This is a genomic window from Acinetobacter sp. 1294243, assembly GCF_000588015.1.
Lineage (GTDB): Bacteria > Pseudomonadota > Gammaproteobacteria > Pseudomonadales > Moraxellaceae > Acinetobacter > Acinetobacter pittii.
In genome coordinates this window covers 12,706-36,583 of record NZ_JFXG01000009.1, presented here as the reverse complement: position 1 = coordinate 36,583, position 23,878 = coordinate 12,706, and the positions used below count along the sequence as shown (strand labels likewise).

The 23,878-nt window shown below is 40.0% G+C and carries 22 protein-coding genes and 1 tRNA gene; 12 read left to right on the top strand and 11 right to left on the bottom strand.

Annotation, left to right across the window (positions count from 1 at the left end):
* Window positions 1-92: 92 nt before the first annotated feature.
* The 8 genes from J655_RS16190 to J655_RS16155 form a co-directional block, all read right to left on the bottom strand.
* Window positions 93-1,136, bottom strand: a complete 1,044-nt coding sequence (locus J655_RS16190; RefSeq protein WP_032006085.1) for an ELM1/GtrOC1 family putative glycosyltransferase — start codon at window positions 1,134-1,136, stop codon at window positions 93-95.
* Window positions 1,137-1,148: 12 nt separating this feature from the next.
* Window positions 1,149-2,132, bottom strand: a complete 984-nt coding sequence (locus tag J655_RS16185) for a glycosyltransferase (protein WP_002116302.1) — start codon at window positions 2,130-2,132, stop codon at window positions 1,149-1,151.
* 2 nt (window positions 2,133-2,134) lie between these two features.
* Window positions 2,135-2,944 (bottom strand): polysaccharide deacetylase family protein, encoded by an 810-nt coding sequence (locus tag J655_RS16180; RefSeq protein ID WP_005064195.1) that lies wholly within the window; start codon window positions 2,942-2,944, stop codon window positions 2,135-2,137.
* Window positions 2,945-2,957: 13 nt separating this feature from the next.
* A complete protein-coding gene (locus tag J655_RS16175) occupies window positions 2,958-3,845 on the bottom strand; it encodes a mitochondrial fission ELM1 family protein (RefSeq protein ID WP_002116427.1) in 888 nt (295 codons plus the stop codon).
* A gap of 69 nt (window positions 3,846-3,914) precedes the next feature.
* Window positions 3,915-4,841: a branched-chain amino acid transaminase gene (locus J655_RS16170; protein WP_004705670.1), complete on the bottom strand. Its 927-nt coding sequence runs from the start codon at window positions 4,839-4,841 to the stop codon at window positions 3,915-3,917.
* Window positions 4,842-4,865: 24 nt separating this feature from the next.
* Entirely contained in the window at window positions 4,866-7,616 is a 2,751-nt protein-coding gene (gene glnE, locus J655_RS16165; RefSeq protein ID WP_032052658.1) for a bifunctional [glutamate--ammonia ligase]-adenylyl-L-tyrosine phosphorylase/[glutamate--ammonia-ligase] adenylyltransferase, read from the bottom strand.
* Window positions 7,617-7,683: 67 nt separating this feature from the next.
* Window positions 7,684-8,955 (bottom strand): sensor histidine kinase, encoded by a 1,272-nt coding sequence (locus J655_RS16160; RefSeq protein ID WP_014207643.1) that lies wholly within the window; start codon window positions 8,953-8,955, stop codon window positions 7,684-7,686.
* A gap of 516 nt (window positions 8,956-9,471) precedes the next feature.
* Window positions 9,472-9,558: transfer RNA gene (locus tag J655_RS16155), tRNA-Leu, on the bottom strand.
* A 181-nt stretch (window positions 9,559-9,739) separates the two neighbouring features.
* Here J655_RS16155 and queA point away from each other — a divergent pair.
* The 5 genes from queA (at window position 9,740) to secF (ending at window position 15,580) form a co-directional block, all read left to right on the top strand.
* Window positions 9,740-10,777 (top strand): tRNA preQ1(34) S-adenosylmethionine ribosyltransferase-isomerase QueA, encoded by a 1,038-nt coding sequence (gene queA / locus J655_RS16150; protein ID WP_014207644.1) that lies wholly within the window; start codon window positions 9,740-9,742, stop codon window positions 10,775-10,777.
* 315 nt (window positions 10,778-11,092) lie between these two features.
* Entirely contained in the window at window positions 11,093-12,226 is a 1,134-nt protein-coding gene (tgt, locus tag J655_RS16145; RefSeq protein ID WP_032007395.1) for a tRNA guanosine(34) transglycosylase Tgt, read from the top strand.
* A 97-nt stretch (window positions 12,227-12,323) separates the two neighbouring features.
* Window positions 12,324-12,653: a preprotein translocase subunit YajC gene (gene yajC, locus J655_RS16140; RefSeq protein ID WP_002116168.1), complete on the top strand. Its 330-nt coding sequence runs from the start codon at window positions 12,324-12,326 to the stop codon at window positions 12,651-12,653.
* A 51-nt stretch (window positions 12,654-12,704) separates the two neighbouring features.
* Complete coding sequence (gene secD / locus J655_RS16135) at window positions 12,705-14,606, top strand: protein translocase subunit SecD (protein ID WP_002116237.1); 1,902 nt, start codon at window positions 12,705-12,707, stop codon at window positions 14,604-14,606.
* Between the two features lie 8 nt (window positions 14,607-14,614).
* Complete coding sequence (gene secF, locus J655_RS16130) at window positions 14,615-15,580, top strand: protein translocase subunit SecF (protein WP_014207646.1); 966 nt, start codon at window positions 14,615-14,617, stop codon at window positions 15,578-15,580.
* Window positions 15,581-15,645: 65 nt separating this feature from the next.
* On the opposite strand, the gene coaBC is transcribed toward secF, so the two are convergent.
* A complete protein-coding gene (coaBC, locus tag J655_RS16125; protein WP_032007397.1) occupies window positions 15,646-16,899 on the bottom strand; it encodes a bifunctional phosphopantothenoylcysteine decarboxylase/phosphopantothenate--cysteine ligase CoaBC in 1,254 nt (417 codons plus the stop codon).
* Between the two features lie 99 nt (window positions 16,900-16,998).
* Here coaBC and radC point away from each other — a divergent pair, with 99 nt between their 5' ends.
* Both radC and J655_RS16115 read left to right on the top strand, forming a co-directional pair.
* Complete coding sequence (gene radC, locus J655_RS16120; RefSeq protein WP_014207648.1) at window positions 16,999-17,718, top strand: RadC family protein; 720 nt, start codon at window positions 16,999-17,001, stop codon at window positions 17,716-17,718.
* 61 nt (window positions 17,719-17,779) lie between these two features.
* Window positions 17,780-18,691, top strand: a complete 912-nt coding sequence (locus J655_RS16115; RefSeq protein WP_005064169.1) for a bestrophin family protein — start codon at window positions 17,780-17,782, stop codon at window positions 18,689-18,691.
* Window positions 18,692-18,696: 5 nt separating this feature from the next.
* On the opposite strand, the gene J655_RS16110 is transcribed toward J655_RS16115, so the two are convergent.
* On the bottom strand, window positions 18,697-19,548 hold the full coding sequence (locus J655_RS16110) for a PHP domain-containing protein (RefSeq protein WP_014207649.1): 852 nt from the start codon (window positions 19,546-19,548) through the stop codon (window positions 18,697-18,699).
* Between the two features lie 44 nt (window positions 19,549-19,592).
* Between J655_RS16110 and J655_RS16105 the strand changes: the two genes are divergently transcribed.
* From J655_RS16105 to mnmC, 4 genes are read left to right on the top strand one after another with little or no spacing between them, the layout of a single operon-like run.
* Window positions 19,593-20,207, top strand: coding sequence for a septation protein IspZ (locus J655_RS16105; protein ID WP_005064166.1), 615 nt, complete (start codon window positions 19,593-19,595; stop codon window positions 20,205-20,207).
* Window positions 20,208-20,241: 34 nt separating this feature from the next.
* Entirely contained in the window at window positions 20,242-20,544 is a 303-nt protein-coding gene (locus J655_RS16100; RefSeq protein WP_002116400.1) for a YciI family protein, read from the top strand.
* Window positions 20,545-20,548: 4 nt separating this feature from the next.
* A complete protein-coding gene (locus J655_RS16095; RefSeq protein ID WP_005064163.1) occupies window positions 20,549-21,031 on the top strand; it encodes a hypothetical protein in 483 nt (160 codons plus the stop codon).
* 23 nt (window positions 21,032-21,054) lie between these two features.
* Window positions 21,055-22,929: an FAD-dependent 5-carboxymethylaminomethyl-2-thiouridine(34) oxidoreductase MnmC gene (mnmC, locus tag J655_RS16090; RefSeq protein ID WP_014207650.1), complete on the top strand. Its 1,875-nt coding sequence runs from the start codon at window positions 21,055-21,057 to the stop codon at window positions 22,927-22,929.
* A gap of 36 nt (window positions 22,930-22,965) precedes the next feature.
* Here the strand turns inward: mnmC and J655_RS16085 are convergent, their stop codons facing one another.
* Entirely contained in the window at window positions 22,966-23,280 is a 315-nt protein-coding gene (locus J655_RS16085) for a rhodanese-like domain-containing protein (RefSeq protein ID WP_002116171.1), read from the bottom strand.
* Window positions 23,281-23,371: 91 nt separating this feature from the next.
* On the opposite strand from J655_RS16085, the gene J655_RS16080 reads away from it, so the two are divergent.
* On the top strand, window positions 23,372-23,860 hold the full coding sequence (locus tag J655_RS16080; RefSeq protein ID WP_002051423.1) for a YajQ family cyclic di-GMP-binding protein: 489 nt from the start codon (window positions 23,372-23,374) through the stop codon (window positions 23,858-23,860).
* The last annotated feature ends 18 nt before the right edge of the window (window positions 23,861-23,878 follow it).

Sequence of the window (23,878 nt, the reverse complement as noted above, 5' to 3'; positions counted from 1 at the left end):
CCTGCTCTTTTTATTTTTTAAATTTATCTAGAATTTGATATATTGAATGATCAAGTTGGCGATTATTAAAAAATAAAATCTAAATATTTAGTTTATTTTCCCAAAATATTATTCAATTTTCGAGTCATCTCTCCCGTATGGTCTTGTACTTTTAATTTTTGGACAACCTCAACAATTTGATGAGCATCTAAAAAATTTAATAAATATAACCACCGCTGTTGAGCTAAGGAGTTTAATTGTTGTTTGATAGCCACATCCTGTACTGCAACTTCATCATAAAGTACTAGCAATTTGCTTCCGGACATAATAACCTCTGCAACCATCGAGGTTGAGTCTGGGCTCGCTAAAATCCAATCAGCTGCTTTAATGTAGTCTTTAATATCACAACTTTGCCCTTGTGCAACCCATGTTAGCAAGTCATTTGCCTGAAAAATATCGTACTGTTCAGTAAGCTCTTGTAACTCTTTTTCGAAATTAACTGACGTTCTACGCGATGTCGTAACTAATAATCTCGCTGTTGGATATTGCAACCGAATCTGTTGTAAAACAGTTGCCCATTGTACAGCATCACCGATTTTGACTGTTTTGGTATTCGCACCAATTAGAACTGCTATCACTAATTCAGCACTGTGAATTCCTAAATGCTCACGTGCCTGATCACGTGTCAAAGGCAAAGCACACATTTTATTAGGTGCAACTGGGTAGTAAAAGTAATGTGGCAATGTAGCTTGTTGATCATGAATGGTAAATACCACATCGAATAAATCAGCACGAATTCCTCGTAATGAACTCGCTACTAAATTTTTAATGGCTTGATTATTGCGTAAATGTTGTTTTAACAACAAATTGGCGAGCAAGGTATTTCCCCCCGCTGATACAATATATGCAACTTGTTTCTGTTCTAACGACTTGATAGTTTTCATATCAAGGAAATAGCATAACCAATGAGTATTTATTGAAAAATTGGACAGAAACTTAAGAACACGGTATAACCATTTCTTAGGTAAATTTAGTTGAATCCATTCCACTTGATAGTTTTTCTGTTGATTCAATAGCTGAACCATTCCCTGAGTTTGAGTTTCGTGACCAGGTTTACCATCTGTCAATGCAAGAATAAAATCCTTTTGTTGTGTCATCAATACATAATCCTATACTGAAAACAGTGACTGATATACTTGTACTGTATGATCAATCATTTTCGTGAAAGTAAGTTGTTCTTGTGCTAGTACATAAGCAGTTTTAAAACTACTCTCTGGATCAGATATTTTTAAATAATTTTGGATGAGCTGCTGTAAAGCCAATATATTATTAGGTTCACATAAAAATTCTGTGGGAATAAATTCAGACATCATCCCGACATTTGTACCAATAACTGGTCGCTCAAGCAACAAGGTCTCAGCAAGTGTATAAGGACCGCCTTCACGTAAAGATGAAACAATTAAGGCTTCATGTTCCGCAATCAATGGATGAATATTATTACTATAACCATATAGCTTAACACGATCAGCTAACTGATATTCTTTAATCAATTTTTCCAGTCTGTCCCGTTCTTCACCATCACCAATAATAGTTAATTCACAAGGAATGTTCTGCCAAGCGGCTAATAAAAGATTAAAACCTTTCACTTCATTTAAACGGCCTATTGCAATAAATTTTCTATTCTTTACAAATGGTTGAGCAGTTATATTTAAGGAAATCCCATTATAAACCACACTTACTTTATGTGGTTGCCCTACTATTTGTGCAAGACGTTTACTTACACAAATAATATGATCAAATGCCAAATAGGTTTTAATATTCTTTTTTGCACCATGCATGGTTACAACACATGGAAAATTCAAACTATTCAATATACCTTGTAAAAGTTTTGCTGTTTTCGAAGCATGAGCATGTAGCACTTGTGGCTCTGTCGCCAATATTAATTTTTTAAGCCGATATTTTGTCCATGGGTTATAACGGCTACCACTCATGTCGAAAGCCACAAAGTTCACCGCACTTTTCACCTGACTTTTATATTTCTGATGTGCAATTAAAGATACTTCATGTGATTGTGACAAACCAGCAGCCAACTCAAGTACATGCTTTTCTAGTCCCCCTTCCTCATCACTCGCCATTACAAGAGTAATTTTCATGCTTATCCCTCACGCTTACCAAGCTTTAAACGGAGCTTGACAGCAAATAATGAATCTTTACCACTGATTTTAATACGTTGTAGTTGAAAAAAGTCTGGCTGTTCGCCTTCAATTCCTTCTACAGTCGTTACAGCATTGCTATACCCTGACTGTTTTACCAGTTTGACATCGCGGTCTGAATAAATCCCAAATGGATATGCAAAACTGGTCACGGGTTTGCAAATTAATTGCTCAAGTTGTTGCTTTGAGTCAGTCAATTCTCTTAAACAATCGGCATCACTGAGTTTATTTAAATTGGCATGCGTCAATGTATGTGAACCAATTTCAATCAGCCCACTGTCTGCGAGTTGCTTGACTTGGGCATCATTCAACTTAGCTTCACGCATAAGTTCACCACTATTGTGATGTTCTTTTTTATAAGTTGACCAATCTCTATCATGACGGTCAACCACCACATAAACTGTTGCTTTTGCTTGATATTTTTCTAAAATTGGATAGGCATTTTGTAAGTTATCTAAATAACCATCATCAAATGTAATTGCTATTGTTTTAGCAGGGTGTTCCCCCCAACCATTTTGTAACTCTTGCATAGTTACAAAATGGAATCCTTGTGATTTCATCCAGGCAATCTGCTTTTCAAATTCAGCGGGTTTCACACGAAGTTTATTAAATTTAGCACCATCAATATGGTTTCTGACCATGTGATACATCAATATACGAGGCTGATTCCAACTTATTTTCGGCTTCCACCAAGCATACTTATAACTTAATACGAAGATAAGCAGAACCAATAAAATCAGTATATATAGCACAATCTCAAACTCATTATTTTGCTAAAAGATATGTTGCCACACGGTCTGCTTCTTTAAAAGCATAAGGTTGTGGTAACTGTACAACATAAGTCTGCTGTGAGATTAATTTTGATTCTAACATTTGGTCAACTGAGTGCGTAATCCGGTCGTCTTTCAAACGGTCCATTGCCATCACCCCGACTCGACAACCCGCGGTAAGCGCCTCAAAAATCATAGAGACGCTGTCTTCTGTCACCCAAACTGCTTCTGCTTTTTGCATTTCTTCGAAAATCCAGCCTTGGGGTGTTTGATCAACTGGAAATATGTGTAAATGCTGGGCAAAACTTTGTTGCCTTAAAATATCGACAAACTCTGCTGGGGTTCGACGTGAAGTGGTCAGAATAATTTCAGCGTCTGGATTATTCTCAACAATTTTTTGAACACTGGTTAATACTTTATTTTGGTTCCATTGATGTCGTTTAGATGAACCACCTAAAGCGATTAAAACTCTCGCGGTTTGATGACGATTTTCATTACGGATAGGATTTAATGCACCACGCGTGACAATCACATGGTTATCGGCGTGAATACCATCATGCTCCGGAATAACAGCATAATCAAAGCAACCAATAGGTAAACTCGGCTTCATTAAAATAATCGTTTTAGCCTTTTTAAAAATTCTACCGAGCAACAAAACACGAAAATGTGTGTGGCTTCCCACGCCAAATACAAAATCAGGCGCTTGTTTAAATAAGGAATTTTTCGAAGAGAAGAGTGCCTGAATTAAGGAAATAATAGGTAAATCAGAAATTAGGACCTCTTCAAAAGTTGTTTCTGGCTGTTGTCTTTGCATTGCCTGAAACAAGCCTAATGCTTGTGAGCGGTGCCCTGCCTTACCATCAGACACATAGACAATATGCATAGAAGCTCCCTAAGCCAAAAAATAAAAAAGGCGAAACCGAAGTTCGCCTTTTTATGTTAACGGATTAACTTATTTTACGTAAGTTAACCAGTGTTCATATTTCGGATTTCTACCTTGAACCGCATCAAAGTAAGTTTTTTGGATTTCAGTGGTAATTGGGCCACGAGTACCCGAACCGATTGGACGGTCATCGTATTCACGAATTGGTGTTACTTCAGCAGCAGTACCTGTGAAGAATGCTTCGTCTGCAATATAGAATTCGTCACGTGTAATACGGCGCTCAACAACTTGGTAACCAAGATCTCTAGCGATTGTCATCACAGTTTGACGTGTAATACCGTCAAGTGCACCGCCAGCGATATCTGGAGTGTGTAAAACGCCATCTTTAATCAAGAATACGTTTTCACCTGAACCTTGGCATACATAACCTTGTGGGTCCATGAGCATTGCTTCATCGTAACCTGAGTGTGCAACTTCTTGGTGAGCAAGAATTGACAACGTGTAGTTACCAGATGCTTTTGCTTTACACATGGTCACGTTTGGATGATGGTGAGTAAATGATGAAGTTTTTACGCGAATACCTTTCGCCATCGCTTCATCACCAAGGTATGCACCCCACGCCCACGCAGCAACAGCAGCATGAATTGTGTTATTTGTTGCTGCAATACCTAGTTTCTCTGAACCGATCCAGATCAAAGGGCGTAAATAGCAAGAAGCTAATTTATTTTCACGAACAACATCGATTTGTGCTTGTTCAAGCGTTGCTTGATCATACGGCACTTTCATTTGATAAATTTTTGCTGAATTTAACAAACGTTTTGTGTGGTCTTGAAGACGGAAAATGGCTGTACCTTTAGGCGTTTCATAAGCACGAACACCCTCAAATACGCCCATACTGTAGTGTAAAGTATGGGTTAAAACGTGAATCTTTGCATCACGCCAATCAATTAATTTTCCATCTTGCCAAATAAAACCATCACGATCAGCCAAATTCATGGAACACTCCAAATTGTTATAAAATCATTCACTATCCAACTCAACCGAAGCGGTTGGGTCTATTAATCTTTGCCATAAATTGCAAACGACCGCACGGGTACTACGCCAGTCCGCTGCGCTGACTTGCATGGATTGATTTGCAAGGGCTAAACGGTGGCTTTCGGCACGTTCACTAAGATAGGCTCGAATTAATGCTGTGGCATCTTCACTGGATAAGCAGTCTGCTTTAGCAGCATCTTCTAATATTCTTACATTATCAGAATAATGGGCGAGATCGGGTTTCGTCCCGCTCCATGCAAGTACAGCATACTGTGCCATAAATTCGATATCGACGATACCACCTGCGTCCTGTTTTAAATGAAAAATACCATGTTTTTTTTGTTCAGAAGACGAACCTAGGTGGTCTTTCATTTTCTGACGCATTTTCAACACTTCTTCACGAACATAAGCCTCATCTCTAGATTGAGTCAATATCTCGCGTCGAAATATTTCAAATTTCTGGCAAAGCACCTCATCACCTGCAATAGAGCGGGCACGTACTAATGCCTGATGTTCCCAAAGCCATGCACTTTTCAACTGATAGTGTTCATAGGCTTTCAGGCTTGTTACCAATAAACCTGCTTCACCTGAAGGTCTTAAGCGTGTATCAATTTCATAGACACGACCATCTAGCGTTTGCGTAGTCATCAAAGACATAAACTTTTGGGCAACACGCATAGCGAATTCAAAGCCACTAATTGACTTGGTTCCATCCGTATCAGCTTGTTCATCTAAGTAATGAATAAAGACGAGGTCTAAGTCAGAACCATAGCCCAGCTCAATGCCACCCACCTTGCCATAACCAATAACAGCAAAAGCTTTATAATCGAGTGAACAGCGTTTCCCATCAACATCACATGGGTAACCATGACGCTTCGCCACGGTCTGATAAGCTAAATGGAGAGTTGCGTTTACACTGACTTCAGCAATATCAGTCAATGCATCAGAGACTTTCATTAATGGACTTTCAGCTAACACATCACTTGCAGCAACAGTTAACACATTGCTCTTTTTAAACAGGCGAAGTGCTCGCATTTGGTCTTCGACCTGATCAATCTCAATACGAAGTAACTGCTGACGTAATGAGTCTTCTAAGTCCTTACGCTTTGGCAACTCGAAATCCATCGATAAGAACTCATCCAGCAGTACTGGATATTGCGTTAGCTCTTCACAAATCCACGGACTCACCGTCGCCATTTTCACTAAGCGTTGCAATGCGCCTTTACTTTCAATCAACATCACCAAATACACGGTTCGACGCATGACTGATTCAATCAGTGGCATTAAACGCAATAATGCAGTTTGTGGTTGTTCAGACTGTAAGATCGCTTCAATTAAATGAGGCCAAAACGTTTTTAAACGCTGCACAGCATTTGAAGGAAGTTTTTTAAGTGCATGACCATGCCAAAACTCATGAATCAGATTTTTCGCATTGTCATCCAGCACTTCATCTAATTGCTGCTCTAACTGCCCAAAATTTTCAGTTGCGGCATTAGAACTGGTATCTTCAATCAGTTGCTTAAATTGAACTTTTACCTTTTGACGTTTTTCATTAAGAACACAGAGAAACTCATTCCAGCTCGTAAAACCTAAGGTATCTATAATGCGTTGTCTTAAGTCCAATTCTTCTGGTAATAATTGGGTTTGCTGATCGTTGAGAGCTTGAATTGCATGTTCAACACGGCGTAAGAATAGGTAAGCATCTTCAAGCTCTAATACAGCTTGTCTTTCTAATAAGCCAGCTTCCCCAATGTGCTCAAGACTGACTAAACATTGACGGTCTTGTAACTCACGTTTAGAACCGCCGTAAATAAGCTGAAAGACCTGAACAATAAACTCAATTTCGCGAATACCACCCGCCCCAAGTTTAATATCATCCTCAATATGACGACGTAACACTTCACGCTCGATCATCGCTTTCATGTCACGCATAGCAGCAAAAGCGGTGTAATCGACATAACGGCGGAATACAAAAGGACGTGTCATTTCTAACAAATCCTGCCCTTCTTTACCTCCAGTCACTAAACGGGCTTTAATCCACGCATAACGTTCCCACTCACGGCCATGTTGACTTAAATATTTTTCTAAAGCGGCATGACTAATCGCTAATGCCGAGCCATCCCCCCAAGGACGTAAACGCATATCAACTCTAAACACAAAACCTTCGGCAGTAATGTGTTCAAGCAAATAAATGAGTTTTTGTCCCCACAAAATACAGAACTGCTGTACATCAATACATTTGCGACCGTTGGTTTCACCTTGCTCATCAAAGGCAAAAATTAAGTCGATATCACTCGACAAGTTAAGCTCTTGAGCACCAAGTTTACCCATGGCAACAACAATCAAATCTTGAACTTTGCCAGAGTAACTCACAGGTTCACCGTGTTTCGCCACAAGTGCTACACGTGCAAAATCTTTTGCAGCACAGATACTGGCATCTGCAAAATCAGAAAGTTCGCGAGTAAGTGTGACAACATCGGTAAGCTGATTGGCATCCTGCCAAATCCAGCGGAACATTAAACGGCTACGTAAAATGCGCATTCCGCGCATCCAAAGCGTTTCATCACCAATCCCATCTAGCGTGGTCTGTACAAATTGGTAAATCTGTTCGGTCGAGAGCGGTGCAGTAAATTGATCTATTTGATAATCTTGTTCTAAAACAGCTTGATGCAAACCTAAAACTTGTTCTGCGTACTGGCTGGCACGCAATGTTTTTTGTAACTGCTCCGCATTCATATAAAAAGCTCTTTTCCTCGTACTCTGTTTTTAGTTATAGCAGTTCGAGTAGTATTAGGAAAAGGGATTAGACTAATTTTGCTTCTGATGAAGAATGATGTTCGGTATGCACCTCATGACTTTCTTGAGCTGAAGGTAATAGAACCTTAAATGTCGTTCCTACCCCTTCTTTGGAGCTAACAGTAATTTGCCCCTGATTAATCTCGACAAAACGCTTGCAAAGACTCAAACCTAAACCAGCACCTTTTTCCCCTGCAGTGCCTTTAAAGCTTGCAGTAATACGTGGATGGAATAAATTTGCCATTTGTTGCTCGGTCATACCCAGACCTGTGTCTCGAACAGTAATTTCTACATTTGCATCCGCTTGTTGAGCTTCAATAAAGACTTTGCCTGATCCATCAACGTCGGTAAATTTCAGAGCATTTGACACCAAGTTCTGAATTACAGAGGTCATCATATTGATATCGGCGTAGATGTTTAAATCATCTGGAACACCATTAACTAGTTCAATATTTTTCTTTAAAGCTAATGTGTGCAATACATCGCAAACGATATTGCTGACTTGTCTAAGTTTAAAGTTAATCGGGTGATAGACAAAACGCCCACCCTCTGCCATCGCCCATGTCAGTAAGCTCTCAAGTAAGTTATAGGTCGATTGTGAGGTGTCGTATAAATAATCTGCAATATTTTGAATACTAGATTCATCTAAGGTTTCACGCTCTTTGGCAAGTACTTCAGAAAATCCAAGCAAGCCATGAAAGGGTGCCCGTAAGTCATGTGAGATAATCGAGAAAAATTTTGTCTTACTCGAATTAATCGCAACTTGTTGTTCATAAAGTTCATTTAGCTCTTCATAGTTAAACTTCAATTCGACTTGCTGCATAAAAGTAGAACAATAATCGAGCAGTAATTGAATATCGTCATCTTCAAATGTTGCCGCATCGTCATCAAAAAAGACAGCAAAACCCATCGAGGTTTTATCAGGGTGTAAAAGATGCACGGCCAGTGCCCTGCTGCACTCAATATTTAATTCTTTTAAATAGTTGATTAAATTTTGATATGAGGGATGTAAGTGATTAATAATCTGTTGTTTGGCGAAGCACTGTTTTAAATGCTTTGATGGTTTAAATGAAATGGCGGTCATGCCTTCAGGGCAACGGTGCCAAAAGTAGGGTTCCTGATTAAAAGTCAATAAGGCTTTTTTACAATTCAAAAGACGAAGACTAAACCGGAAAAATTGCTCGATGTAGTTCTGCTCGGCATTTAATCCAAGCAACAGAGATATCCTACAAGCACTTAACTGCTCAACCTGATTTAGTTCTAAACGTTGGAATGTCATTGCCCGCCTCACAGATTATGTCGTTTTTGGTCGGAACCGCTCTCAAGAAATGTACTTATAATCATTATGATCTACTACAAACTTTAACACAGTACATTAAAAGAGCAACGTTCTTTTCAAAATAGAAATGTGAAGTTTCAATTAAAGGTTTTCAGATACATAAAGTGGGTATGCTTGAGGAAAATACAACAAATGTTTGAAGGTAAAGAGTTGTAAGATGTTAGAAATACGAGTTCGGAATACTCGTAAGAGATGGTCAAAAAATATTATTTTGAATAAGAGCTTAGATTCTTACTCAGTTTCGCTTTTATCAAACATGTTTGGTATTTAAAGAAGAACTTCTTGAGCTTAAAAAATGAAAGATTTTTATAAGCTCTAAATTTATAGCTAGAAATTCGAGTCCGACCCTCGGGATCAAATAATAATTTCTTAAGCTCTATCCACTTTTTTATACCCAACAAAAACCCCCTAAGCCGTTAACTTAGGGGTTTTCGTAGAATCTTACGATTCTGAATATGGTCCCGAGGGTCGGACTCGAACCGACACGTCATCTCTGACAGCGGATTTTGAGTCCGCCGCGTCTACCAATTTCACCACCTCGGGAGAGGAAGTATGTTTGTGTTGCGTATATTAGCGCGTTTGTAAAACTTGTCAAACCCTAAGTGAATATTATCGTTCACTTTTAGATCATTTAAACATTTTTCATGATTTAGGTCAGAAGCACAGCCATAAAAAAGCGAAAAAGTTTATACTAGGCCCAATTTTTGCGGTGTTTTTTCTAAATATGCAACTGTCTGACTTTTCCTTTGAATTACCTGATGAACTTATTGCCCGTTACCCTCTCGAATCACGTAGTGCTTCGCGGTTGTTGCACCTAGATTCAAAGGGTCAATATCACGATCACATGTTCACAGACATTATCGATCTGTTCGAAGAAGGTGATTTGTTGGTGCTTAATGACACCAAGGTCATGAAAGCTCGACTTAAAGGAAAGCGTTCTACAGGCGGTGCTATTGAGATTTTGGTTGAGCGCATGCTGAACCACACTACAGCGTATTGTCATATTAAATCGAGCAACTCACCTAAAGCAGATGCTGAGCTTTTTGTTGGTGCAGATAACATTCCTGTGATTGTTCGTGGTCGTCACGAAAATTTATTTGTGGTTGAGTTTTCACAGCCCATCTTGCCTGTACTTGAGCAATATGGTCAGTTACCTATTCCGCCTTACTTTAACCGTGAAGCAGAAGAAATTGATACTGAACGCTATCAAACGGTTTTCCATAATCCCGAAAAAATTGCCAGTGTTGCCGCTCCTACTGCAAGCTTGCACTTTGACGAAGAGTTACTTGCAAAGTTAGAGCAAAAAAATGTTCAAAAATCTTTTGTGACTTTACATGTCGGTGCTGGCACCTTCATGCCTGTTCGTACTGATGACATTACCAATCATGTCATGCACAGTGAATGGTGTGATGTTCCTCAAGAAACTATTGATTTAATTTTGGCGACTAAAGCACGTGGCAATAAAGTGATTGCTGTGGGTACAACCGCGACACGTGCTTTAGAAAGTGCAGCTCAAGCTCATGGCGGTAAAATTGCAGCTTGGACGGGCGACACACAAATCTTTATCTATCCAGGTTATGAGTTCTGCATCGTAGACCGTTTAATTACTAACTTCCATTTACCAGAGTCTACCCTGCTCATGTTGGTATCTGCACTATCAAATCGAGACAACATTTTGGCTGCCTATGAACATGCAGTTAAAAGCCGCTATCGTTTCTTTAGCTATGGCGATGCAATGCTGATTGATAAGCTAGAAGTTTAAAAATTAAATTCTGATCGATATTGTTAATCATCTATATACGTTCTCTATGAAAGAACGTATATATTTAGCAATATCGATTAGCTTTACCAAGCCGATTATAATTTTTATAAGTCTGAATTTTAGATATTTCCTTCATTAAAATATCTATGCCATAAAATCTATCCTTAGTTTCTCCCACCTTTTTATATAACGGCTACATTTAGTAGTAGAACTGCGTCGCAGAATCAAGGAAAATAGCCCTCTTTTTAGCAGCGAACTGTTTTTTCGCCCTTGCACTGCCCTAAGGCATTGCTTGCTATTGTTCAGGATTTTTAAATGAAGTTTGAAAAATTAGGTCAGTCGGGTCGTGCCCGTCGTGGTCGTTTAACTTTAGAACATGGTGTTGTTGAAACACCTGTTTTTATGCCAGTGGGGACTTACGGCACAGTCAAAGGCATGTTACCTCGTGACATCGAAGACATTCAGGCACAAATTATTTTAGGAAATACGTTCCATTTATATTTGCGTCCGGGTCTTGAAGTGATTAAAGAACACGGTGGTTTGCATGACTTTATTAAATGGAATAAGCCAATTTTGACTGACTCTGGCGGTTTCCAGGTTTTTAGTCTTGGCGCAATGCGCAAAATCAAAGAGGAAGGTGTTACTTTCCGCTCACCGATTGATGGTTCAAAAGTGTTTTTATCGCCTGAAATTTCTATGGAAATTCAGCAGGTCTTGAACTCTGACATCGTGATGATTTTTGATGAGTGTACGCCTTACCCTGCGACACATGAAGAAGCTCAAAAATCATTGCAGCTTTCTTTACGCTGGGCAAAACGTTGTAAAACCCATCATCATGATGAGCTCAAAAATCACAATGCGTTATTTGGCATTATTCAAGGTGGCATGTATGAAGACTTACGCGATGAGTCTTTAAATGGCCTTTTAGAAATCGGCTTTGACGGTTACGCAATTGGCGGTTTATCTGTAGGTGAACCTAAAGAAGAGATGATCAAAGTTTTAGATTATCTACCAAATAAAATGCCACATGACAAACCGCGTTATTTGATGGGCGTTGGTAAACCAGAAGATATCGTTGAAGCGGTGCGCCGCGGTGTCGATATGTTCGACTGTGTAATGCCGACTCGTAATGCTCGAAACGGTCATTATTTTGTCACTGATGGTCTGGTACGTATTCGTAATAGCAAATATCGCCATGACCAGAGCCCGCTCGATCCACATTGCGATTGCTACACTTGTAAGAACTTTACCCGTGCTTATCTATTCCACCTTGAAAAATGTGGAGAAATGTTGGCATCTATGCTCGGTACTATTCATAACTTACGTTATTACCAACGTTTGACTGAAAGTATGCGTGATGCATTAGACAATGGCACATTTGATGAATTTGTTCAGGACTTTTATGCCCGTCGTGGTTTAGAAGTTCCACCATGTCCGGTTGATGAATAAGCCAGATTTGCGCTCAACCTCAAGACAAGGTAAATTGCAAAACGAATTAGGATTATGTCAGTTATCTGACTCATATTTTTAACTTTAGGAAATCAAAATGAGCTTTTTAATTTCTGCTGCTCATGCAGCACCGGCAGCTGGCCCAACTAATGGTATTTTGCCAAACATCTTGATGATTGTCGTATTCGTTGCAATCTTTTATTTCTTAATTTGGCGCCCTCAAGCAAAACGTGCTAAAGAACACCGTTCTTTAATCGAGAGCTTAGGTGTTGGTAGTGAAGTTGTTTTCGCTGGCGGTTTAATGGGCAAAGTAACCAAAATTGAAGGTGACTATGCAGTTGTTGAACTGAGCCGTGGTGTAGAAGTAAAAATTCAGCGTGCCAGCGTAATTTCAGTATTACCTGAAGGCACTCTAAATAACCTTTAATCATAAAACAGTCGTGCTTTAGCACGGCTTTTTCATTTAAGAAGAAAGCGAATGCGTTACCCTGCATGGAAATATTTACTGATTCTGGTTGTTCTGGTAATCAGTACATTATACGCACTGCCTAGTCTATATCCGGATGAGCCCGCTGTTCAAATTTCCGGTGCCAAAGCTGGTACCCAAATTGATCAAAGTGTGGTGAAAAAAGCAGAGCAAATTTTAAAAACAGCAAATATTGCGAGCCATGACAATACTTTTACAAATAATGCTGCCCTATTGCGTGTCAGTTCATCTGAAGCACAGTTAAAGGCAAAAGAAGTATTACGTCGTGACTTAGGTGATGAATATGTTGTCGCCCTAAACCTTGCACCAACCACACCGGAATGGCTGCAAAAGATTGGGGCAAAACCAATGAAACTTGGTTTGGACTTACGTGGTGGTGTCCACTTCTTGCTTGAAGTAGATATGGACAAAGCCGTTGCCCAACGTATGGAAACCTCTGCCACCGATTTGCGTCGTCAGTTCCGTGAAAACAAGATCAAATTTAACAGTCTTGCATTAACAAATAATGTGATCACTGTTCAATTTGCTGACAATGCTGACCGTGATGCAGCAATGGATTTTTTACGTCGTAATGGGAATGAATATACCCAACAGGCATTAGCAAGCTCTACAGGTTCTACTTTAAAGCTTACTTATACCGATGTACGTCGCCAAGAAATTCAGTCATATGCGGTAAATCAGAACTTAACAACATTACGTAATCGTATTAACGAACTTGGTGTTGCAGAAGCATTGGTACAAAGTCAGGGTAGCAACCGTATTGTTGTTGAATTACCGGGTGTACAAGATACAGCTGAAGCTAAACGTGTTTTAGGGCGTACTGCGAACCTCGAATTCCGTTTAGTTTCTGACTTAAATGATCAATATATCGATCCATATACGGGTAAATATAATGGTCAACCTTTACCTCCGGGTACAGAAGTATTTGCTTATGAGTCTTTAGATAGCGGTCGTCAGCTCTTGTTGCAACGTAACCGAATCTTGACTGGTGAGCGTGTTCAAAATGCAAGCTCTGGCTTTAGTCAGGACTCTGGCGGTGCCGAAGTAAATATCACGCTCGACAGCGCTGGCGGTAAGCTGATGTCCGATGCAACCCGTAATGCAGTTGGTAAACGCATGGCGGTATTGTTCATCGAGAACAAGCAAAAAATTAACTATGTCACAGATCCAAAAACTGGTGCACAAACAGAAGTTCGTACGCCATACACTGAGTCTGTAGTCATTAACGCTGCAACAGTTCAAGCTGTTTTAGGTTCGACTTTCCGTATTACCGGTTTAAGTTCTCCTCAAGAAGCATCTGAACTTGCATTAATGCTTCGTGCTGGTGCTTTGGCTGCGCCAATGTACTTTGTTGAAGAGCGTGTAGTAGGTCCAAGCCTTGGTCAAGAAAACATTGATAAAGGTGTATTGTCTACTCAAATCGGCTTCTTGCTTGTTGCAATCTGGATGGTGGTTTTCTTCCGTGTATTCGGTTTAATCGCGAACTTTGCTCTTGTGTTTAACTTGGCAATGATTTTAACCGTGATGTCATGGATTGGAGCTTCCCTCACCTTACCGGGTATTGCCGGTATCGTTATTACCATTGGTATGGCGGTCGATGCGAACGTATTGATATGTGAGCGTATCCGAGAAGAAATGCTCTGGGGGGCCTCACCCAAACAGGCCATTGTGGCCGGTTATGATCGAGCCTATAACACCATTTTTGACTCGAACTTAACCACGTTCCTCGTTGCATTCATTCTGTTTGCAATTGGTACAGGCCCAATCAAAGGTTTCGCCGTGACATTAATGATAGGTATTATTTGTTCGATGTTTACTGCAATTACAGTAACTCGTGCAATCGTACAAATCATTTATGGTAAACGCCGTAATTTGAAAAAGTTGAGCATTTAAGGAGATCGATGATGACTAAAGTGACTCAACAAGATTCAAAACAATATGGTCGTCCGGATGATGCAAAAATCATCCCGTTCATGAAGATTGCTAAACCTGCAGCAATCTTCTCGATCCTTATTACTTTGGCAAGTATTTTCTTTATTGCGACTAAAGGCCTTAACCTCGGTTTGGACTTTACAGGTGGTGTTTCAGCTGAGCTTAACTATGCTCAACCAGCCAATCAGTCTGAAGTTATTCAGGCACTCGATAAAGCTGGTTTTAAAGATGCTGTAGTACAAACCTTAGGTAGTAATAAAGACTTACTTGTGCGCATGCCAGTACAAGAAGTTAAGGTTGAAGACCTTAATAACGCAATCACTAAGGCTGTACAATTACCAAATAATGCTGCCGAAGTTCATAAAGTGGACTCTGTAGGTGGTCAGGTTGGTAACGAGCTCTATGTTCGTTCTGCTGGCGCGGTTGCACTTGCACTTATCTTAATGTTGATCTACGTAACCATCCGCTTTGAGTTCAAACTCGCGATGGGTGCCGTAATGTCTTTATTCCACGACATCATCATTATTATTGGTGCTTTTGCATTATTCCAATGGCCATTTGACCTTACAGTGTTAGCTGCGGTACTTGCTGTTATTGGTTTCTCGCTTAACGATAACATTGTAGTGTCAGACCGTATTCGTGAAAATTTCCGTAAGATTCGCGGTGCGACTCCTCGTGAAATCGTCGATATTGCGTTAACTGAGACTTTACGTCGTACCATTCATACCTCAATGACTTTATTGCTGGTTGTTCTAGCTATGATGTTCTTAGGTGGTGATGGTCTACACTGGTTCTCTGTGGCAATGTTTGTTGGTGTATTTGTCGGTACTTATTCTTCGATTTATATCGGTACTGCATTTGCATTATGGCGTGGTCTTAACCGTCAAGACTTCATTGTTCAGGTTAAGCCTGAATTTGAGGATGAAATTCCTTAAGTTGTCTAAAACAAGACAAATAAAAAACCGCGATTCATTCGCGGTTTTTTTATTTGATTCAAAAATTATTTACGGCGTAATGCATCCGAAATAGCTTCAACCAATTGTTGAGAAATTTCCTGTTTAGATGCTTTCTCCAACTCACGCTTTTTCATGTGATAGCTTTCAGCAAAGAAAACTGTCATCGCATTCTCATCAGAAGCAAATCCAATATCTGCACGTGATACATCATTGCAGGCAATCATGTCTAATTTTTTAGCAACGAGTTTACCTGCCGCATATTCTTCAACATTTTGCGTTTCGGCTGCAAAGCCCACCATAAATGGACGTTTTTCCTGATCTGCGATTGTCGCCACAATATCTGGATTTTTAACCAGGGAAACGTTCAACTCATCCCCTGCTTTCTTAATCTTATGCTCAGCAACTTCTGCTACGCGATAGTCTGCAACTGCTGCAGTCGCAATAAAAATATCACAGCCTGTTTCTAGAGAACTCATACTGACATCGAGCATTTGTCGTGCTGAGGCGACATTTACACGTTGAACACCATTTGGCGTGTCTAAACTTACAGGTCCAGCAATCAGAGTCACTTGCGCACCAGCAGCATAACAAGCAGCGGCTAAAGCAAAACCCATTTTTCCAGTACTATGGTTTGATATATAACGGACAGGGTCAATCGCTTCACGTGTCGGCCCAGCAGTAATAACTACACGCTTACCTGCCAACAGCCCAAATTTCTCAGCGATGGCACGTTGAGCTTGATGGAAATAGCCAGCGACTTGGCGAGCAATTTCTTCTGGCTCAGGCATACGGCCTAAGCCAACATCACCACATGCCTGCTCACCCGCATCCGGCATAATTACATGTACGCCATCTTCGACCAAGGTTTGCAAATTACGTTGTGTAGCTTTAGCAGCCCACATTTGCTGGTTCATCGCTGGAGCTACCCAAACAGCAGATTTTGTTGCCAAAAAGACTGTACTGAGTAAATCATCTGCCAAACCATTCGCAAATTTAGCCAATGTGTCACAGCTTGCAGGTGCAACTAGTAATAAATCAGCCCAACGTGCTAATTCAATATGACCCATACCCGCTTCAGCCGCAGGATCTAGAAGTTCAGTATGAACAGGATTACCAGAAAGAGCCTGAAAAGTTAGTGGTGTAATAAATGCCTGAGCACCATGTGTCATCACCACTCGCACGTCAAAGCCATAATCTTTGAGGCGGCGGACTAAGATGGCACTTTTATAGGCAGCAATTCCGCCAGTAACAGCTAAAACAATGTTTTTATGAGGAATAACGCTTAGATCAAAGCTCACGAACAGGATACCTTTCTGTTGCAGTGGCGCTCACAATAGCATTAAATACGCGCAGACCCAAGATTGATTGGGCAAACAAAATAAAATTTTAAGCGAATAATGTTGGGGAATATGAATACTTCTATTAAAAATTGGCCTGAACAAGAACGGCCAAGAGAACGGTTATTACAACAAGGTCCACAAAGTTTATCAGATGCTGAGCTACTCGCGATTTTTCTTCGCTCAGGTTCACGGCAATATTCAGCAGTCGAGTTATCTCGTTTACTCATTCAGCACTTCGGTAATCTTAATGCCGTGTTTGATGCCTCATTTAGTGAGTTAACTCAATTTAATGGCATTGGGGCAACGAAATATTCACAATTACTGGCAGTCAAAGAACTGGGGCGGCGTTATCTCGATCATCACTTCCAGACAAATAATCTCAGCCTCCATTCATCAGATTTAGTGTTGGATTATCTGCGCTATGAATTAAAAGGCGAAAAACAAGAAGTCTTTGCTGTTTTGTGCCTAGATCCCGAATTAAGAAAGCTTCATTTTAAAAAGCTATTCTTTGGTTCAGTTCAGCATTGCGCAGTTTCGGTCAATCAAACCTTACGCTATGCCTTACAGCAACATGCTTGCCAGCTCGTTATTGCACACAATCATCCCTTTGGTTCTCCACAACCGTCTTCCGAAGATATTGCCTTAACTCAGCAACTTGAACAGGCTTGTCAGCTTGTCGAAATTCGTTTGCTTGACCATTTTATTATCTCACCAGAAGGGAGCTTTTCCTTTGCTGAACAACAACTGCTCAACCCAGCAACAATATCAGTTCAATGATATTGACAAAGTACTACTAAGCCTAGAAGATCAAAACAAAAATAGCGACGTTTAAAATAAAATGATTGTTCGGGAACAGCCTAGTATTTTCAAAGTATTATTCTCTTGGCGAGGCACAATTTTACCTAAAATTTTGCCATCCCTAGGCGTTGTGATGCTGATCTCGGCAATCATTGGTGGAGTCGAATACATCAATCTTTATCGCTTTCCAGAGATTCCTTTGGTTGGCTTCACGCTCATTGGTGTCGTACTTTCTATTTTTTTAGGATTTAAAAATACTGCGTGTTATGACCGTTGGTGGGAAGCTCGAAAATTATGGGGCGTTTTGATTGCAACGTCACGCCATTTTGACCGTGACTGCCGTATTTTAACTCAAGCTCGCCGTGAGCGTGTTATTCAACATGTGATTGTTTTTGCTAATGTATTGCGTGACCGTTTACGTCGTCAGACGGCGAACCCAACTGAGTTAATTCAAACCAGTGGTATGAGTCAGCAAGCACTCACTCAACTCTACCAACAAAATAATGCCCCTCAGTACACGCTCAGCCTCATTCACTGGGAATTGTTGCAGGCACTTAAAGAAGGTGAAATTTCTGACATCATTTATGCACAAATGAATAAAAATGTTGCCGACTTAAGCGTCGTACAAACTGGCTGTGACCGAATTGCCAATACACCCATTCCATTTGCCTATTCAGTTTTGCTTAACCGCACAGTCTATTTTTTCTGTTTTATGTTGCCGTTTAGTCTGGGGTCATTGCTTGGATTAGCAACACCTTTACTCGTCGGAATTTTGGCATACACATTTTTGGGTCTGGATGCTCTAAGCTCTGAAATTGAAGAGCCTTTCGGTACGCAAAGTAATGACTTACCGCTAGATGCTATGGTGCGTAGTATCGAGATTGAGCTATTAGGGACGCTCGGTAAACCTACTCCACCACCCATTCAGGCTCAAGATAACAACTTACTGTAAAGAGTTTAAACAAAACGTTCCCAAATCCCATACTGCTTATCAGTGAGTTTAGGCGTATTTCCGAGTTTAATCCATGGCATATTTTCACCATGAAAATCACTGCCAATTGAAACTGCCAACTGATATTGTTCAATCATTCGATCAATCATCTGGCGAGTAGATAGAGGTTCCATCGGTGGAGGTAACTCAATTGCGTCTCCACCTGAAGTTGCGAACAATTCGATTAAATAACGAACGTTGGTTGCAGATAAATCATAACGCGTCGGATGTGCTAATACTGCGAAGCCTTTACTTTGATGAATCACATCAATGGTTTCTTTTAAGCCTAGTCCTTCAAACTTTACAAAAGCACGTTTTCCTTCTTTTAAGAAACGATCAAATGCTTGTTGAGGACGAGTCACGACATTTTTCTCGACCAATGTTTTAGCAATATGAGTTCTTGTTACCCTATCCGCCTGATTTTCTACTTTGGCAAGAACATCATCATAAATCTGAAAACCAATACATTTTTCTAATAGCTCACAAATCACTTTAGCTCTTTGCGCTCTAATTCTTTTTTGTTGTTCTAATGCTTCTAAAATTGGTGCTTCATCTTGCATATTTAAAGCAACAATATGTACACCATAACTCTTCTTAGTGGTTGGGCGCGACCATTGACTAGAAATCTCTGCGCCAGAAATAATATTTAAATCATGGCCTTGTGCAGCAATTTTTGCACGCTGCAACCCATCCATTGTATCGTGGTCAGTCAAAGCCAACGTATGCAAGTTCACATCAATAGCAGCTTGCACCAGCAATTCCGGAGACAAAGTTCCATCAGAAATATTGCTATGTGTATGTAAATCTATGCCTTGCATCTTTTATACTATGCCATTCGCCAAACCTGATCAGATACTCTAACATGAAAGCACTTCTGGACTTTGTTCCATTAATTATTTTCTTCTATTTATATAAAACAGTTGATCCAACTGACACCCAGCATCCTTTACTGAAACTGATCGGGTCTGCTGGTGGTGCCGATAATAATAATATTCTTGTAGCGACGACTGGCTTAATTATTTCAATGCTTGTGGTATATGGTGCCCTATTCGTTTTCCAAAAATTCCGTCTTGACAAACAACAGTGGTTTGTATTGTTTATGACTGTCATTTTTGGTGGTATCACCCTCATGTTAAGTGACGATTTCTATATTCGTCTTAAAGCTGCGATTTTAAATTTAGTTTTTGCAGGCGCATTCTTGGTTTCACCTTGGTTTGGTAAAGACCGTAAACCACTCATTCAACGCTTATTTGACCCTATTTTAGATTTGAGTGAAAAAGGTTGGAAAAACCTCAATTTTGCTTGGGCTGCGATGTTTGTTGTGATGTCTTGTCTGCATGTATTCTTCGCATTTTTATTTCACGGTGGAAAATATTGGGGCGAATTTACTGCATTTGGTGACATGATCGTGATGTTTTCATTTATCATTATTCAGTTCATTATTTTACGCAAACATTTTAAGTCACCAGACGCTTAAAGTGCTTCCAGATTGATTATAGAGATACGATTACATGCCTTTTTTTGTTCTAAGCTGTACCGATAACGAAGGAACTTTAGAAAAACGCTTGGCAGTACGCCCTCAGCATATCGAACGCTTACAAAAACTCGATGATGAAGGCCGCCTTGTTACAGCGGGTGCTATGCCAAAAGATCCTAATGATCCGCAAGCAGGCTTCTATGGTAGCACCATGATTGTTGAATTCGACAGTCGCGAAGCATTAGATGAATGGTTAAAAGAAGAACCATTTCTTAAAGAAGGTATTTATGCTCACGTTGATGTAAAACCGTTTAATAAAGCATTTCCAAAAGGGTAATCGCATGCAGCTTGCAATCAAAAGCTTTCTTGGCTTGTGTTTGATATGTTCAACTGCTGGAGCAGTTGAACCTGCTGCGACACCAGCAACTCCTTCCCCAAGTGCGCCTTCAACTCAAGCCGCTAAACCAGCTCCAACATCTACAACTGGAGTCAAAACAGTAGCGACGACGGCACCAACTGCAACACAACCACTTACAGCAGAACAGCTCGCAAAGAACAAGCAACAGCAAGACGCAAAAATCAAAGCCTTAGTCCAAGATCAAGCATCTCGCTTAAAACAGCTAGAACATGCCAACCTTGAAGCGCTAGCCCAGAACCAAGAGTTACAGCTAAAAAATGATAATCTCTCTGTTCAGGTTCAAGTCTTACAAAGCGAACGAAGTGCGCAAATGTTTTTATATGGCGCTGTTACCTTAGCGGGTGGTGTATTGCTAGGTTTCTTTATTGCTAGTTATATTCATACAAAACGTCGACGCCAGTGGTAATACCAAGCGATCTATTAAATTCAATGAACGTATCAAACCGTATCCAAACAGCAGAGCTGGACTGGGAATTTGTCGATGGTATCGAGATTCCCATTTCTAAACAATTTGGTGATGTCTACTTTTCTAAAGATAATGGCCTACTTGAAACACGACATGTTTTTCTAAATGGTAATGACTTATCAGAACGATTAGCCAATTTAAAAGATTTTGAATATTTCAGTGTAGGAGAAACTGGTTTTGGTACAGGTTTAAATATTCTTGCACTCTGGCAACTTTGGCAGCAAGTTCGTCCTGATAATCAAAGCCATTTACATGCAATTAGCATAGAAAAATTTCCATTAAGTAAAGCTGATCTTATTCGCGCTTTAAATGTCTGGGATGAACTTAAACCGCTTGCAGAGCAGTTAATTGAACAATATCCCCTGCCTATTGCAGGATGTCATCGTTTAACTTTCCCTAAAGAACGTTTTAGCATCGATTTATGGCTTGGAGATGCGCAAGAAATTTTTCCAAGCATGGCTAAAACTAAAGCTGTGAATGCCTGGTTTTTAGATGGCTTTGCACCGTCTTGCAACCCAGACATGTGGGAACAAAATGTTTTAAACAATATTGTCCGTCTTTCAGATTATGGCACCACATTTGCCTCTTTTAGTGTTGCTGGCATTCTAAAACGTGGACTAAAAGCACATGGTATAGATATTTCTCGTCCACGTGGTTTTGGGCATAAACGAGAAATGCTCAAAGCGGTCTGGAGTCTACCTGAATCTGATGAAGATTCCTTAGAATTAGATCAAACTCACGCATTGGCTACAGAGCAACAGCATATTGCGATTATAGGGGCTGGTGTAGCAGGTTTAAGCACGGCGTGGGCATTTGCAACACGTGGCCACCAAGTGACCTTATACGAGCAAAACAATGCATTATCGGGTGCCTCTGGAAACCCTTTGGCATTACTTAATCCGAAACTATGCCCAATTGAACAAAGTCATGAACATCTCATGACCTTAAGTTGGCAACATGCTTTAAATTTTTATAAAAATTTCAAAGCATTCCGTCCACTTCAAATTCAACAAATTGCATTGAAAAATGCAGATGAACTTCTCGATTTGGTAAATCAGTATCCAGCTCAAGTTGTTACTAACTCAGCGAACTCACTTGAAACTGATTACTCAAGCATATTACTAACTGAGGCTGGTTCCGTTTCACCACATCAATTACGTGATGAAATTTTGCAGCATCCATATATCAATCTCAAAATTGCCCATGTCACAGCACTTGTTTCTTCTGAAAATAAAGTTCAATTGCAAACCAATAATCAAATTATTGCAGAAGCAGATCATGTCGTTGTGTGCTGTGCTCGAGAAAGTGCTGCCTTATTTGACAGCTATCCGCAGTTAAAACCAATACGTGGACAAGTGAGCTGGGTTGATAATACGTTTGCTCCTCTGCCTTTAAATGAAGCTTATAGCTATGGCGGCTATTGCATGCAACTTGACGCCTCACAGATGATTTTAGGCGCGTCTTTCTACCCAAATCGTGAAGATCAAGATGTACTTCCCGAAGACCATGTGCATAACTTTGAATTAATCCACAGTGTATTCCCTGAATATGCTGAAAAGTTACCATCAACTTCGGCATGGCAAGGGCGTGCATCTATACGGGCACAAAGCTTGGATTATTTTCCTCTAGTTGGAAAAATGCAGGATAATAGCCGAATTGCTACTTTTGCTGGGCTTGGCTCTAAAGGCTTCTTATTTGCCCCGCTATGCAGTGAAATCTTAGTTGCTCAAATATTAGGAGAAGCTTGTCCAGTACCAGACCGCCTATTACAAAAATTGAATCCTCAACGGTTCCAAAAGAAAGTGAAACCTAAAAAGCCTTATTTTAAACCGCAATAATTCATTTCAATAAAAAAGCACCCGAAGGTGCTTTTTTTATGCGCCCTGCTCTAGAGGCAAGCCAGCATCACGAGCTGCACGTGTCCCGCCCATCAGCACGACATATTCACGCGAGGCATCCAATCCTTCTAGTTTCTCAGCTGCACGAGGAGCTTTGCTACCACCACCACATAAAATATAAATCGGCTGACCCGCAGAGACCTGGTTCAAAATATCAGCATTCAAATCATTAATTGGGCGATTCACCGCACCTTTAACATGCCCTTCTGCATAAGCATTAGTATCACGGACATCCCAGATAACAGCATTTTCTGGGAATTCAAATGTTGTAATTTCTTGTTTACGGATCATTGTGCACTCCTTTGATGTAAACAACACTTGGCAAATGAAGAAAACCCTCTTAGCATCTCAAATATTCTTTCACTTTGTAAAGGTCTAAACTATGCCTTCTTTCGATATTGTCTCTGAATTAGAGTTATTTGAAGTTAATCATGCTGTACAAAACACACAAAAAGAGATTGCAACACGCTTTGACTTCCGTGGTCACGATGTTTCTATCGAATTAAATGAAAAAAATAAAGAAATCAAAATCAGTACCGAAAGTGATTTCCAGTGTGAACAAGTTTATAACATGTTAGAAAATCATTTTTATAAACGTAAAATTGATGTTCAAGCACTTGATCCACAAAAAGCTGCGGCTTCAGGCAAAAACTTTGTACAAGTCATTAAACTTAAAGATGGTCTTGACTCTGATACTGCAAAAAAAATTAATAAAGCCATTAAAGAAAGTGGCGTTAAAGTGCAATCTTCTATTCAAGGCGACAAAATTCGTGTGACTGATAAAAAGCGTGACACCTTACAACAAGTCATGACTTTTTTACGTGAACAACAATTCGGTGTGCCATTACAGTTTAATAACTTTAAAGATTAATATCTTGTCGGCCATTTA